The sequence below is a fragment of the Amycolatopsis sp. FU40 genome, from assembly GCF_021903635.1.
GTDB lineage: Bacteria > Actinomycetota > Actinomycetes > Mycobacteriales > Pseudonocardiaceae > Amycolatopsis > Amycolatopsis dendrobii.
Genome location: NZ_CP091381.1, coordinates 831,753 through 844,866, shown reverse-complemented (window position 1 = coordinate 844,866; position 13,114 = coordinate 831,753). Strand labels below are relative to the sequence as shown.

At 69.5% G+C, this 13,114-nt stretch carries 11 protein-coding genes; 6 read left to right on the top strand and 5 right to left on the bottom strand.

The window, feature by feature from the left end:
• Nucleotides 1-5: 5 nt before the first annotated feature.
• Nucleotides 6-1,532: an MDR family MFS transporter gene (locus tag L3Q65_RS05165; protein ID WP_237598909.1), complete on the top strand. Its 1,527-nt coding sequence runs from the start codon at nucleotides 6-8 to the stop codon at nucleotides 1,530-1,532.
• Here L3Q65_RS05165 and L3Q65_RS05160 read toward each other — a convergent pair.
• Nucleotides 1,529-2,413 (bottom strand): TIGR03854 family LLM class F420-dependent oxidoreductase, encoded by an 885-nt coding sequence (locus L3Q65_RS05160; RefSeq protein ID WP_237598908.1) that lies wholly within the window; start codon nucleotides 2,411-2,413, stop codon nucleotides 1,529-1,531. The two genes, L3Q65_RS05165 and L3Q65_RS05160, sit on opposite strands and share 4 nt — an antisense overlap.
• Nucleotides 2,414-2,478: 65 nt before the next feature.
• Nucleotides 2,479-2,922: a MarR family winged helix-turn-helix transcriptional regulator gene (locus tag L3Q65_RS05155; protein WP_182896893.1), complete on the bottom strand. Its 444-nt coding sequence runs from the start codon at nucleotides 2,920-2,922 to the stop codon at nucleotides 2,479-2,481.
• Nucleotides 2,923-3,026: 104 nt separating this feature from the next.
• Between L3Q65_RS05155 and L3Q65_RS05150 the strand changes: the two genes are divergently transcribed.
• Nucleotides 3,027-3,422: a DUF5313 domain-containing protein gene (locus tag L3Q65_RS05150; protein WP_237598907.1), complete on the top strand. Its 396-nt coding sequence runs from the start codon at nucleotides 3,027-3,029 to the stop codon at nucleotides 3,420-3,422.
• 12 nt (nucleotides 3,423-3,434) lie between these two features.
• Complete coding sequence (locus L3Q65_RS05145) at nucleotides 3,435-4,364, top strand: RluA family pseudouridine synthase (RefSeq protein WP_237598906.1); 930 nt, start codon at nucleotides 3,435-3,437, stop codon at nucleotides 4,362-4,364.
• On the opposite strand, the gene L3Q65_RS05140 is transcribed toward L3Q65_RS05145, so the two are convergent.
• Together L3Q65_RS05140 and L3Q65_RS05135 are read right to left on the bottom strand one after the other, a co-directional pair.
• Nucleotides 4,357-5,166 carry a bifunctional 2-polyprenyl-6-hydroxyphenol methylase/3-demethylubiquinol 3-O-methyltransferase UbiG gene (locus L3Q65_RS05140; protein WP_237598905.1) on the bottom strand — a complete coding sequence of 270 codons (810 nt, stop codon included), beginning with the start codon at nucleotides 5,164-5,166 and terminating at the stop codon, nucleotides 4,357-4,359. The genes L3Q65_RS05145 and L3Q65_RS05140 overlap by 8 nt on opposite strands.
• Before the next feature lie 52 nt (nucleotides 5,167-5,218).
• The gene (locus tag L3Q65_RS05135) at nucleotides 5,219-5,824 is read right to left on the bottom strand and encodes a hypothetical protein (protein ID WP_182896897.1); all 606 of its coding nucleotides are present in this window, start codon (nucleotides 5,822-5,824) and stop codon (nucleotides 5,219-5,221) included.
• 137 nt (nucleotides 5,825-5,961) lie between these two features.
• Here L3Q65_RS05135 and L3Q65_RS05130 point away from each other — a divergent pair, with 137 nt between their 5' ends.
• Entirely contained in the window at nucleotides 5,962-6,540 is a 579-nt protein-coding gene (locus tag L3Q65_RS05130) for a helix-turn-helix domain-containing protein (RefSeq protein WP_182896898.1), read from the top strand.
• A gap of 41 nt (nucleotides 6,541-6,581) precedes the next feature.
• A complete protein-coding gene (locus L3Q65_RS05125; protein ID WP_182896899.1) occupies nucleotides 6,582-7,208 on the top strand; it encodes an alpha-ketoglutarate-dependent dioxygenase AlkB in 627 nt (208 codons plus the stop codon).
• A gap of 398 nt (nucleotides 7,209-7,606) precedes the next feature.
• On the opposite strand, the gene L3Q65_RS05120 is transcribed toward L3Q65_RS05125, so the two are convergent.
• Nucleotides 7,607-8,884: a cytochrome P450 gene (locus L3Q65_RS05120; RefSeq protein WP_237598904.1), complete on the bottom strand. Its 1,278-nt coding sequence runs from the start codon at nucleotides 8,882-8,884 to the stop codon at nucleotides 7,607-7,609.
• Between the two features lie 261 nt (nucleotides 8,885-9,145).
• Here L3Q65_RS05120 and L3Q65_RS05115 point away from each other — a divergent pair, with 261 nt between their 5' ends.
• Entirely contained in the window at nucleotides 9,146-12,241 is a 3,096-nt protein-coding gene (locus L3Q65_RS05115) for an AAA family ATPase (RefSeq protein ID WP_237598903.1), read from the top strand.
• The last annotated feature ends 873 nt before the right edge of the window (nucleotides 12,242-13,114 follow it).

Here is a 13,114-nt window from a genome sequence, read left to right as displayed (position 1 = left end):
CCGGCATGGGTAGCACGAGCAGTCCGCCCGCGGCGAAACGCGCCGCCGTAGGCCTTCGATCCGAGCGGGGACCCGTCCTCGCCGCTGTCATGCTGAGCACCGGCCTCGTGGCCCTCGACAGCACCATCATCGCCACCGCGGTCCCGTCGGTGGTCCGCGACCTCGGCGGGTTTTCCCAGTTCCCGTGGCTGTTCTCGATCTACCTGCTCACCCAGGCGGTCACCGTGCCGCTGTACGGCAAGTTCGCCGACGTCCTCGGCCGCCGCCCGGTGATGTTCTTCGGCATCGCCGCGTTCCTGGTCGGCTCGGTGCTGTGCGGGGTCGCGTGGAGCATGCCGGTGCTGATCGCGGCGCGCGCGGTGCAGGGCATCGGCGCGGGCGCGGTCCAGCCGATCAGCATGACGATGGTCGGCGATCTGTACACGGTCGAGGAACGCGCCCGGGTGCAGGGCTACCTCGCCGGCGTGTGGGCGGTCGCCTCGGTGATCGGGCCGACGCTCGGCGGCGTGTTCGCCGAATACCTCAGCTGGCGGTGGATCTTCTTCGTCAACCTGCCGCTCGGCGCGCTCGCCGCGTGGATGCTCTACCGCAAGTTCACCGAGCAGGTGAACCGCACCCGGCACAAGGTCGACTACGCCGGCGCGACCCTGCTGACGCTCGGCTGCGCGCTGCTGATCCTTGCCCTGCTGGAAGGCGGGGTCGCGTGGAGCTGGACCTCAGCGCCGAGCCTGGCGATCTTCGCCGTCGCGGTCCTGATGCTGGTCACGTTCGTACTGGTCGAGCGGCGTGCGGAGGAACCCGTGCTGCCGCTCTGGGTGTTCACCCGCCGCACCCTGATCGGCGGGAATCTCGTCGCGCTCGTCACCGGCGCGGTGCTGCTGGGCTTCAGCTCGTTCCTGCCCACGTATTCCGAGGGCGTGCTCGGCACGGACGCGCTCACCGCGGGTTTCGCGCTGGCCGCGCTGACGATCGGCTGGCCGATCGCGGCGTCGCTGTCCGGAAAGATCCACCTGCGGATCGGATTCCGCGACACCGCGCTGATCGGCACCGGATTCCTGCTCGTCGGGGCGGTCATGGCCGCGTTTCTCGGCCTCGACTCAGTGGTCTGGATGGCCGCGGCTGCGGTGTTCGTGGTGGGGATCGGGCTCGGGCTTTCCTCCAGTCCGACGGTCGTGGCCGTGCAGTCCACCGTCGGCTGGGAGCGCCGCGGCGTGGTGACCGCGACCAACATGTTCAGCCGTTCGCTGGGCAGCGCGGTCGGCACGGCCGTCTTCGGCGCGATCGCCAACGCGACCCTCGCGGGCCGGTTCGCGAACCCGCCCGCAGAGGTCGCCGGACACCTTCCGGAGAGCGTCGACGCCACCAGCCGCGTCCTCAGCGGCACGCACGACAACTCGCCGGCGACGGCGTACGTGCGCGAATCGCTCGCCGGGGCCACGCACAACGTGTTCCTCGCGATCGTCGCCGTCTCGGTGGTGAGCGTCGTCGCGCTGCTGCTCATGCCCCGCAAGACCGAACAGCTGACGTTCTAGTTCTGCAGCGGCACGAGTTCGCGCACGAAATCGTCGAGGAACTGCCGGTAGTCGCCGGAGTAGCCCGGCCGGACCACGAATTTCGTGAGTCCGGCCTCGACGTGCTGCTCGATCATCCGACGCGCCTCGGCCCAGCTGGCAGGCACGAGGTCGGTGGTCGGACGGCCCGGATTGCGCTTCTCGGCCACCGCCCGCAGCCGTTCCGGGATCCCGTGCAGCGCCAAGACCATGCTCAGCCCGAAATGGTCCGATTCGATCTCGCGGTCGGCTTCGGCGGCGGCTTCCTGGATCGCCAGCCGCGCCGCGCGGGACTGCTCCGGCGTGTGGAAACTGCCGAGCCACCCGTCGGACAACCGGCCCGCTCGACGTAATGCGGCAGGCGCGGCCCCGCCGACCCAGACGTCGAGCCGTTTCGCCGGACGCGGCCCGATCGTCACGCCGTCGACCTGGAAAAACTCGCCGTCGAAGGACACGTTGTCCTGTTCGAGCAACAGCCGCAGCAACGCGAGCGACTCGTCGAAGACCGCCGCGCGTCGGCCCTCCGGCACCGGGAACAGGCCGCGTTCCGCGGGCTGCGCGGGCAGCAGGCCGAACACCGGAAGCACGCGTTTCGGAGCCAGCCCGGCCAGCGTGACCAGCTGTTTCGCGACCAGCACCGGATTCCGGCCGGGGAGAATCGCCACGCCCGTGCCGAGTTTGAGCCGTTCGGTGCGGGCCAGCGCGTGCGTCATCCCGATCAACGGGTCGACATCCGGCGAATAGACCACTTCCGACAGCCACAGCGAGTCGACGCCCGCCGCCTCGGTCAGCTCGGCCAAACCGGTGAATTCCGCCGGCCCGGTCCCGAGTCCCGGAGCCACCCCCACCCGGATCTTGTCCACGCTCGCTCCGCTCTGTCGGCACGTTTCCTTCGACAGAACCGGATTGCGGCGCGAGTTCTTCCTTCTCAGGCGGTCGCTTCGATGACCCGGCCCAGCGCGGCGTGCAGCGCCTCCAGTTCGGAGACCTCCATGCCGAGCCGCTCCACGACGCGATACGGGATTTTCTCCGCTTCGGCGCGCAGTTCCCGGCCCTTCCCGGTGAGCTCGACCGTCAGCTGACGCTCGTCGGCCCGGCTGCGGCCGCGGGTCACGTACCCGATCGCCTCCAGCCGTTTGAGCAGCGGGGACAGCGTCGCGGGCTCGTGCCGCAACGCCGTGCTGAGGTCCTTCACCGACCGCGGCGACTGTTCCCACAGCGCCAGCATCACCAGGTACTGCGGATGGGTCAGCCCGTGCGGCTCCAGCAACGGCCGGTAAATCGCGATCACGCTGCGCGAGGCGACCGACAGCGCGAAGCACACCTGCCGGTCGAGCTTCAGCGGGTCCTCGCCAAGGTCGATCTCGGCCACTCGTCCTCCTCGTGCTCGGGCCCACTCTAGCGCGGGCTGCACCACACTATTAGTTAGCGTACTAATCATTAGGGTACTGTGGCGGCAGACCCCGAGGAGGAACGATGACCGACCGGCCCGGCGTTCTCCGCTGGTTCGCCTACGCCGTGAGCGGACGGCTTCCCGAGCGCTACCGCGACTGGCTGCTGCACGACGCGACGTCCAAGCACTGGAAGGCCCGGCACGTCCTGCGCGCGACGGTGGGCATCGCGCCGCTGTGCCTGGTCTGGCTGCTGCTGCCGGCCCCGCTCGGGCTGCGGCTCGCGATCGTGCTGATGGCCGCGCTGGTGTCGTACTTCTACTCGTGCGCGTACATGGAGGAAAGCATCGACCACCGGCTGTCCCGCAACGGTTTCCCGCCCGGAACCGGCAAGCGGGTCCGCCGCGAGAAAGCCGCCGCGGCCAACGCCGAGGCGACCGCCCGCTACATCGCGGCCTACCGGCAGAACTCCGCCGACTAGACTCGGGAGCCGATGAGACGCAAGCGCCCGGCCCCGATCCCGCCTCGGCACGGCTTAGACCCCGCACGGCTGCGGCTGCCCGAGGAAGGTCCGTGGACGACGCTGCTGGAACACCTGGTCGAACGCCTTCCCCGGGTCGCCCCCGCACGGATCGAGGAAATGCTGCACGAGCAGCGGATCCACGGCGAGGACGGTCCGCTGGGAATCGACGCGGCGTACGTCCCCGGTTCGTTCATCTGGTTCCACCGCGATCTGCCGGACGAGGTCCCGGTGCCGTTCGACGTCACCGTCCTGCACCGCGACGATCACCTGCTCGTGGTCGACAAACCGCACTTCCTGGCGACCATCCCGCGCGGACGGCACGTCCTGGAAACCGCTTTGGTGCGCCTCCGCCGTTCGCTGGACCTGCCCGCCCTCTCCCCCGCCCACCGGCTCGACCGCGTGACGGCCGGGCTGGTGATGTTCGTGATCACGCCGTCCGCGCGCGGGGCGTACCAGACGATGTTCCGCGATCGGTTGGTGCACAAGGAATACGAGGCGATCGCGCCCTACGATCCCGGCCTTGAGCTGCCCCGGACCGTGCACAGCAGGATCGTGAAGGAACGCGGCGTGCTCGCCGCGCAGGAGGTTGCCGGACCGCCGAACGCCGAGTCCACAGTGGAGCTTCTCGAACACCGGGACGGGCTGGGCCGCTATCGCCTCACGCCCGCTACCGGCCGCACGCACCAGCTGCGGGTGCACATGTGTTCGTTGGGGATTCCGATCCTTGGCGACGATTTTTATCCGGAGCTGCACGAGAAACCGCTCGACGACTTCACGAAACCCTTGCAGCTGCTGGCGAAAGTGCTGGAATTCGACGATCCGCTGACCGGTGAGCACCGCCGGTTCACCAGCCGCCGGACGCTCGCGGCGTGGGATTCGCTCGACAAGTGGGCTAGTTGACAGCTACCGCGAGGAAATGCGCGCTGGCATTGATCAAGAGCGGGTCTTGCTCGACCAGGCGGGCACAGCGGAGGGCCGCGTCCACGCGCGCGTCGAATTCCTCGATGCCGGCCACGTCCAGCGCGGGCCAAGCCGGGCCTTCCACTCCGCACACGGAAATCTCATTCAGACCAGCGGTTTCCAGCTCGTCGCGCAGTTCGTCCGCGGTGTGGAAATGCGCGGGCACGAAGCCGACGTGGCCGTCGTAGCTGCCCGTATCGACCACGGCTCTCACCGCTGGACTCAACTGTTCGGTGAGCTGGCCGTTGGTTCCGGTCTCCATGACTGAGAGATAACGGCTAATGGCCGCCGCGAACAAAATGCCGCCCGGACGAAGTACGCGCCGGGCTTCGGCAAGCGCTCGCTCGCGATCACCGGATTCAGTCAAGTGGTAGAGCGGACCCATTAACAGCACGACATCCGCGCTGTGGTCCGGCCACGCCAACGCTCGCGCGTCGCCGACTTCCGCTGTGACGCCTTCGATCTCGGCTGCCGCCGCGACATGCGAGGCCACCGGATCGACTACGTGCACCGAATGTCCGTCCGCGGCCAGCCATCGGGCGTGCACCCCGGTCGCCCCGCCGACGTCGAGCACTCTCTGCCCGGTCGCCGGCATCGCTCTGCGCACAAGTTCTTGCGTCCGCCGGAATTCCAGTCTGCCGTGCGGCGATCTGACGAGCCGCGTGTTCTCGGTGGTCTCGGCGTTGTAGTGCTCAACCAAAGTCATGGCCGCAACAGTGACCGAATTACCCTGCCGAGGCAACGGAATTCCGGCCGGACGGGCGCCAGGCGGCGGCAGGCACCCGTCCGGGCGATCACCGGGTCCAGAACTTGATTCCGCTCCACTGCACGGTAATCGGCCCAGCCCCGCTCGCCGTCCGGTACGACCCGAACTTGTCGTAATAACTACCCGATGGGCTGGCGTCGGTCTGCTTCAGCGAGCCGTTGATGTACACCTTGTGGGAGCTGCCCACTTGATTGATCGTGTTGACCCGCACCGAGGTCCCGACCGTCGCGCCGGTCGCCACCGTCTGGCCGTTCTCGACGGTGTAGAGGCGGCCGCCCTTTTCCACCGCCAGCAGGAAGTACGGCCCGGCGTTCGAACCGTCGCGGAACGTCTGCTTCAGGCTGATCCGCGAACCGCCCATGCTGGTGATCTTGAAGGAACCCTCGAACTGGTGCGTGCCGCCGGCGTAGGTCTCGTAGCGGCGCTCGGCGCGCTGTTCGCCGCTGCCGTCGGAGCAGGTCAGCTTGAAGGTGAGCCCGCTGATCTGGCCGCAGCCCTTCTGCTGCTCCTTGTACCCCGGCGACCAGGATTTCCAGGTGCCGCCGCCGACCTGGGCGTTCGCGACCGGGGCGAGAATCGCGAGCCCGCACACCGCCGCCGCCAGTGCTCCGCCGATCCGGGTTCTCGTGCGCACGTGCCAACCTCCGTGGAACTCAGGGCGGCGGTAGCGGTACAGGTCCAGACCACTGGCTGATCACTGTAAGTCCCCGGCCGGTCGCGGACAAGGGCTCCTCCCTTGACGACTTTGTTTGTCACTGCTTGGCTCAGGGGATGCAGGACGTCGAAGTGATCGAGGACCCCGCCGTCGCGGCGGCCGCGCTGGACCCGGTGCGCGCCCGCCTGCTGGCCGCGCTGACCGAACCGGCGTCCGCCGCGGCGCTGGCCGCCCGAGTGGGCCTGACCAGGCAAAAGGTCAACTACCACCTGCGCGCGCTCGAATCGCACGGCCTGGTGGAACCCGCCGGAACCCGGCAATGGGGCGGCCTGACCGAACGCCTTTTCGCCGCCACCGCCGGCGCCTACCTGGTCTCCCCCGCCGCCCTCGGCGCCGCCGGTTCCGCCAGCGTGCAACCGGACCGCCTGTCGGTCGGCTACCTGCTCGCCGTCGCCGGACGCACCCTGCGCGAGGTCGCGGGCCTGGCCCGACGCGCGGCTCGCGCGGGCAAACCGCTCTCGACGCTGACCCTGGACACGGAAATCGCCTTCGCTTCCGCCCGCGACCGGTCTGCTTTCACCGACGAGCTGACCACCCTCGTGACCGACCTCGTGTCCCGCTACCACAACGAATCCGCCCCCGACGCCCGCCTCCACCGCCTCGTCGTCACCGCGCATCCCAAGCCCGCCGAGTAGTTCATCCGAACAGGTGTTCGAATATCGTGTAGATTGGAGGCATGAGTCAGGCATTTCAGGGCTCGCTGTTCGGTGCCAGCGGGCCGGCCACGCTGGGCCCGCTGTCCGACGTGCAGCGCACCGAACTGGGTCAAGGCGCGTGGATCGACGTGCTTCCCGGGTGGCTCGACGGTTCGGACGAGCTGTACGAACACCTGGCGGCCGAGGTCCCCTGGTACGCGGAGCGCCGCCAGATGTACGACCGGGTCGTCGCCGTGCCGCGTCTGCTGTGCTTCTACCGTGAGCACGCTCCCTTGCCGCATCCCGTCCTCACCGAGGCCCGAGAGGCACTGTCCGCCCACTACGCAGCCGAACTGGGCGAACCGTTCCGTACGGCCGGACTCTGCTATTACCGCGACGGCCAGGACAGCGTCGCCTGGCACGGCGACGACCTAGGCCGCGGCCGGACCGAGGACACCATGGTGGCGATCCTGTCCGTCGGCGCCGCCCGCCACCTGGCCCTACGCCCAAGAGGCGGCGGAGATTCAGTGCGGTACCCGCTGGGGCACGGAGACTTGATCGTGATGGGCGGGTCCTGCCAGAGGACGTGGGAACACGCGATCCCGAAGACGGCGCGGGCGGTGGGGCCGCGGATCAGCATCCAGTTCCGGCCGCGAGGGGTGCGATGAGGTGAGCAGCCCGGCGAGGGCGGTGCCGTGGCGGGCTTCGATCACCTGCGCGGACCTGGTCCGACCGCGTCGCCTCCGCCCATGACGAGTGCGCTGTTGGGTCGGTTAGACCGTCTTGTGCGTTCCTGCGCGCACCGCGGATTCCACCGCGCGACCGTTCACACCACTCGCACGCCGCCGGTCCGACGAAGCCGCTTCGCGCACCCACCGATGCGGCCGTCCCGCGCGCACGCCGTCGGTGCGGCCACCGCCCAAGTCATCCGCCGGCCGAATCCACCGCATCCGACAGCAACCGAGCGCCGCGCCAACCCAGCCGCACGAGCCCTCACGCACCGACCGAGCACCGGCCCGCCCCGAGGCACCCACCCGAGCCGCCCCGGCCGTCCAGCGACCCGGAATCAGTCCACCAGCACCGGCAGCGAATCAAGCCCGTACACGATCGACACCTTCCGGAACTCCAGCTCCTCCGGCTGCACCGCCAGCCGCAGGTTCGGGAAGCGCCGGACCAGGGCCGGGTATGCCGCCCGCAGCTCCATCCGGCCCAGCTCCGCGCCGATGCACCGGTGGATCCCGTACCCGAACGCCAGGTGCGAGGACGGCTCGCGGGTCGGGTCGAAGCGGTCCATGTCGCCCTTGCCGAGCACCGGGTCGCGGTCCGCGACCGACAGCGACACCAGCACGATGTCGCCCTCGCTGATGTGCACGCCCGCGATGTCCATTTCCTGCTTCGCGAACCGCGGGAACGCCATCTGCACCACCGTCAGGTAGCGCAGCAGTTCCTCGACGAACCGGTGCACCGAATCGTCGTCGCCGCGGACCGCCTCGAACGCGGCCGGATCGCGCAGCACCACCAGCGCGCCCAGCGCCAGCATGCTCGCCGTGGTCTCGAGGCCGCCGGTCAGGATGCCGTCGGCGAGGCCGGCGAGCTCGCGGTCGTCGACCTCGTCGCCGTGCTCCTTGATCAGCATGCCGAGCAGGCCGTCGCCGGGCTGTTCGCGCTGCTTGCGCACGATCTCCAGCAGGTACCCCAGCGACTCCGAGATCGCCCCCAGCGACGCGCCCGCACCGCTGAACAGGTCGAACCGCGCGGTGCTCAGCCGCTGGAAGTCCGCCCGGTCCTCGTAGGACACGCCGAGCAGTTCGCAGATCGTGAGCGACGGGATCGGCAGCGCGAACTGCTCCCACAGGTCCACCGGACCGTCCGCGGCGGCCATCGCGTCCAGCTGGTCCGCGACGATCTCGTCGATCCGCGGCGTCAGCCGGGAAAGCCTGCGCATCGTGAACTCGGGCGTCAGCAGCTTCCGCAGGCGCGTGTGGACCGGCGGGTCGGCGAATCCGAGGCCGCCCGGGTTCTGGTCCTCGGTGACGCCCGCGTTGCCGACGAGGTTCGTGAAGTCGTTGCTGAACTCCGTGCCCTTCCCGAGGACGGCCTTGGCCTCCTCGTAGCCGGTCACGAGCCAGGCGTTCATCCCGAACGGCAGGTCCAGCTTGCTGATCGGCGCCTCGCCGCGCAGCCTGCCGAGGTCCGGAACCGGGTCGAGACCCTGGCGGCGCAACGGCTCCAGCGCCGAATCCGGCAGCAGCGCCATCTTCTCGAGATCGAAACCGCGCTTCTGCTGGCGGGCGATGTACCGGCGGCCCGCCCAGGCGAGGATGCGCGAACGAAGACTCCCCATGGCGGCGACAGTACCGCAACCACCCCTTCCGCCGGTCCCGGGCGGAGACGCCCGTCACCCTGTGACCAGCGCCGGTCCACAGTGGACTCCCGTCACCCGGCCAGGTGACGGCTCCCGGGAATTGTCAGACCCCCCGGACAGAATGGCCCGCATCGCCAGTGACCGGCATGACCTGCGTGACCGGCCGGTCGCAGCCGGTGAAAGTACGCGACGACGAGGCGAGTCCCGTGAGAGGCTCGCAGAGAAAGGGAGGAACCGGACATGACTGCGGCGCTGATCGGGCGGGCCCACCCCGCCGCGACCTTGCGTGCGCAGCTCTCGCGCGCCACCGCCAGCCACGGCGGCCTCGCTCTGGTCGCCGGCGAGGCCGGAATCGGCAAAACCGCACTGGTCAGCGCACTGGCCGACGACGCACGAGAAGCAGGCGCGCTCGTTCTCGGCGGCACCTGCTGGGAGTCCGGGGCCGCGCCGGGCTATTGGCCATGGGTCCAGGTCATGCGTTCGCTCCGCCGCGAAGCCGCTCCGCACGAATGGGCCGTCGCCAGCTCGCCGACGCTGTCCGCGCTGCTCGGCGAAACCCCCGAACCACCCGCCGACGACGGTTTCGAACTGCCGGACGCGGTCACCCGAGCACTGGTCACCGTGGCACAGGACCGGCCAGTGGTCGTCATCCTCGACGATTTGCACTGGGCCGACCCGGCGTCGCTGCGGCTGCTCGAATTCGCGGCCCGGCACACCTGGTTCGAGCGATTGCTGCTCATCGGCACCTACCGCGACGTCGAGGTGGACGCGCCCAGCCATCCTCTGCACGAGCTGATGCTGCCGCTGGTCGCGAAAGCAACCACGATCACGCTCACCGGCTTGGACGAAACCGGAGTCGCCGAGCTGATGAGCCGCACCGCGGGCGCGGATCCGGGCGCCGAGCTGGCCACCGACGTCCAGCGCCGCACCGGCGGCAACCCGTTCTTCGTCGAGCAAACAGCGCGGTTGTGGCGCAGCGGGAACACCGTGTCCGCAGTCGCGCCCGGCGTCGCCGACGCACTCCAGCGACGGCTGTCCCTTCTCCCCCGCCCAGTCACCGATCTGCTCACCAACGCGGCGGTGCTCGGCCGCGAGTTCTCGCTCCAGCTGCTCGCCGCCACCGCCGGCGCGCCCGCCGCCCAGGTCGACCACCTGCTCACCCGCGCCGTAGCCGCCCGGCTCGTTGTCGCACTTGGCGAAGGCCGTTTCTCCTTCGCGCACGACCTGGTACGGGAGTCGAGATACGCCGAGCTGACGCCCACCGAAGCACAACGCCGCCACGCAGCCGTGGTGCGCGCCGGCGAACACACCCCAACCTTGGTCGGCGTCGCCGAACGCGCCCGGCACGCCTACCTCGCCCATACCGAACTCGACCCGAAGCACGTAATCCGCTTATTGCTCGCCGCGGCCAAGGACGCAGGCGCCCGGATGGCATTCGAGGAGTCAGTCGCACACCTGCGCCGAGCCCGCGAACGAGCGGCAGACGACCGCAGCCAAGCCGTCGTCGCGCTGGAATTGGCCACCGCACTATGGCGCTTCGAGGCGAAAGACGAAGCCTGGCTCCTCTGCGAAGAGGCGGTCGCCCTGGCTCGCCAAGAGGACAACGCGAACCTCCTGGCCCGCGCCGCCCTCACCCTGTCGAAATTCGGCACCGGCGGTGCGCAGCGCGAGTTCACCGTTCAAGTTCTCCGCGAGGCACACGAAAAACTGTGCGGCGGCAACGCGGCCGAACCCCTCTCGCTGGACCGCATCAGACTGGAACTCACCGCTCGCGCCACGATCCTCGCCCGCGACGACGAGGACGACGACGCACTGGCGTTCACTTTGTGGGCCAGGCACGACGCGATCTGGGGCCTGGGCAGCGGTGCCGAACGCGAGCGCCTCACCGACGAACTCGCCGCCATCGCGCGGCGCACCGGCGACCGGGAGAACGAGTTCTTCGCGGCCTCGCTCAAGTGGGTCGCGTTGCTGGAACAGGGAGATCCGCGATATCTGGACCAGTTCCACGTGTTCCAAGGGATCGCCGACGAAGGCGTGCAAGCCGCGAAACTGGCGGAAGCGATCGACCGCAGCATCATCTGCGCGTTCCGCGGCCGCTTCGGAGAAGCCGACGAAGCACTCGCGGAAGCACTGGCCGCACCGGAAATCTTCGGCAGCAATGATTACGGCTACATGCCCGATCAATTGCGCTGGAGCGCCCTGCTGGTGCAAGGCCGCTTCGCCGAGGCCGCTGACCTCCCGGCAAAAATGGCCGACTCGGGTTTCCCGCACCCAGCTCTGCTGCGCACCCTCACCGCAGCACTCGCCGGCGACGCAGCCACCACCCGGCACGAACTGTCCGAAGCACTCGCTGACGGCCCCTACGCCCGCGCCTTCACTCCGCTGTGGCTGCGTTGCCAAGCCCAAGCCGCCGTCGTACTGAAAGACCGCGCAGCGGCAGAACGCTTGTTGCGCGAGCTTTCCCCGCACTCCGGAGAATGGCTGGTCTCCCTGTACGGCTGCGAATTGAGCGGCCCGGTAGACCTGTGGACCGGCCTGCTGCACAAAACCCTCGGCGATCACGAAACAGCCGCTGCCCACCTCACCGCCGCCGCCCGCTCCGCAGACCGGCTACGTGCCCGCCCGTGGGCCGTCGAAGCCCGCAACCACCTGGCAAGCACCTTGCTGGACCTAGGCGACACCGACCGCGCCACCGCCCTAGCCGATGCCGTCACCGCCGAAGCCGCCGAACTAGGCCTGCACCACATCACCGCCCACCTCCGCCCCGCGACCCCGCCACCTCCTGCTGCCGCCAACGAATTCCACCGAACCGACGCAGTCTGGACCCTGCGCTTCGCCGGCCGCGAAGTACGCATGCCAGACGCGAAGGGCCTGCGAGACTTGAACTACCTGCTGAGCAGCCCAGGCACCGAAATCCCCGCAGCACAACTGCTCTCCCCCGACGGCGGCCAAGAATCCGAAGCCACCCGCACCTTCAGCGGCGACCCCGTCCTGGACGACGCCGCGAAAGCCGCCTACCGCCGCCGCCTGGACCACCTGGACGAGGCGATCGACGCCGCCGCCCTCCGCGGCGACGACGCCAAAGCCGCCACCCTGGACACCGAACGAGCCGCCCTGCTCGACGAACTCCGAACATCGACCGGCCTGTCCGGCCGAACCCGCCGCCTAGGCGACGAAACGGAACGCGCCCGCAAAGCCGTGACCGCCCGCATCCGCGACACCATCCGCAAACTGACCGACCTCCACCCGGAACTGGCCGACCACCTCCGCCGCACCATCACGACGGGCTCGTCCTGCAGCTACCACCCGGAGACACCTACGACCTGGCGTTTGTGACCGCGGGCGCGCCCGGCCTGCCGGGCACGACGTCAGGGGAAGGAAAAGCAAGGAGAAACAGAGACAGGAGACAAGCAACAACCGGCACCACCGCACCACCGCACCACCGCACCACCGCACCACCGCACCACCGCACCACCGCACCACCGCACCACCGCACCACCGCACCACCGCACCACCGCACCACCGCACCACCGCACCACCGCACCACCGCACCACCGCACCACCGCACCACCGCACCACCGCACCACCGCACCACCGCACCACCGCACCGAATGAGGGTGGCCAGGCCCGCCCGCTCACACAAGCGGGCTGAGCCGGAAAAGCCGACCGACCTCGCGGAGCTGGGCTGTCGGTGCTGTGGCTCGCGCAACGCGCAGCGACCGGGCGAGGCGCATCGGCACGGCAGCACTCCACCCGGCGCGCCCAAACCACCCGCTCGCCCAAACCATTCGCTCGCCCAAACCACACAGGTCGCCGAAACCACACAGGTCGAGCACAGAAGCGGTGCCGTTGGCCAGGCCGACCGACCGCGCGGGGCCTGGGCTGTCCGTGCTGCGCTTTGCGCGACGCCAAGCGCAGCAGATCGGCGAGGCGCAGGGGCACGGCAGTGCCCAGACGGCGCACCCGAAACCGCCTGCTGGCCGAAAACCACGCTGCCCGAGCACAGAAGCGGTGCCGTCGGCCAGGCCGACCAACCGCCTGAGGCTGGGCTGCCGATGTCGCGGCTCACGCAGTGGCAAGCACGGCAGGTCAGCAAGGCTCATAGGTGCCGCAGCGCCCCGCCCGCCCGAAACCACTTGCTCGTCCAAACCACACAGCCCGAGCGCAGAAGCCGCACCGTTGACTAGGCTGGCCGTCCGCGTCGACGTC

Coding starts and splice junctions, on each gene's coding strand:
- L3Q65_RS05130 (WP_182896898.1), top strand. CDS start 5,962: ATGCAGGACGTCGAAGTGATCGAGGACCCCGCCGTCGCGGCGGCCGCG.
- L3Q65_RS05120 (WP_237598904.1), bottom strand. CDS start 8,884: ATGGGGAGTCTTCGTTCGCGCATCCTCGCCTGGGCGGGCCGCCGGTAC.
- L3Q65_RS05115 (WP_237598903.1), top strand. CDS start 9,146: ATGACTGCGGCGCTGATCGGGCGGGCCCACCCCGCCGCGACCTTGCGT.
- L3Q65_RS05165 (WP_237598909.1), top strand. CDS start 6: ATGGGTAGCACGAGCAGTCCGCCCGCGGCGAAACGCGCCGCCGTAGGC.
- L3Q65_RS05145 (WP_237598906.1), top strand. CDS start 3,435: ATGAGACGCAAGCGCCCGGCCCCGATCCCGCCTCGGCACGGCTTAGAC.
- L3Q65_RS05150 (WP_237598907.1), top strand. CDS start 3,027: ATGACCGACCGGCCCGGCGTTCTCCGCTGGTTCGCCTACGCCGTGAGC.
- L3Q65_RS05125 (WP_182896899.1), top strand. CDS start 6,582: ATGAGTCAGGCATTTCAGGGCTCGCTGTTCGGTGCCAGCGGGCCGGCC.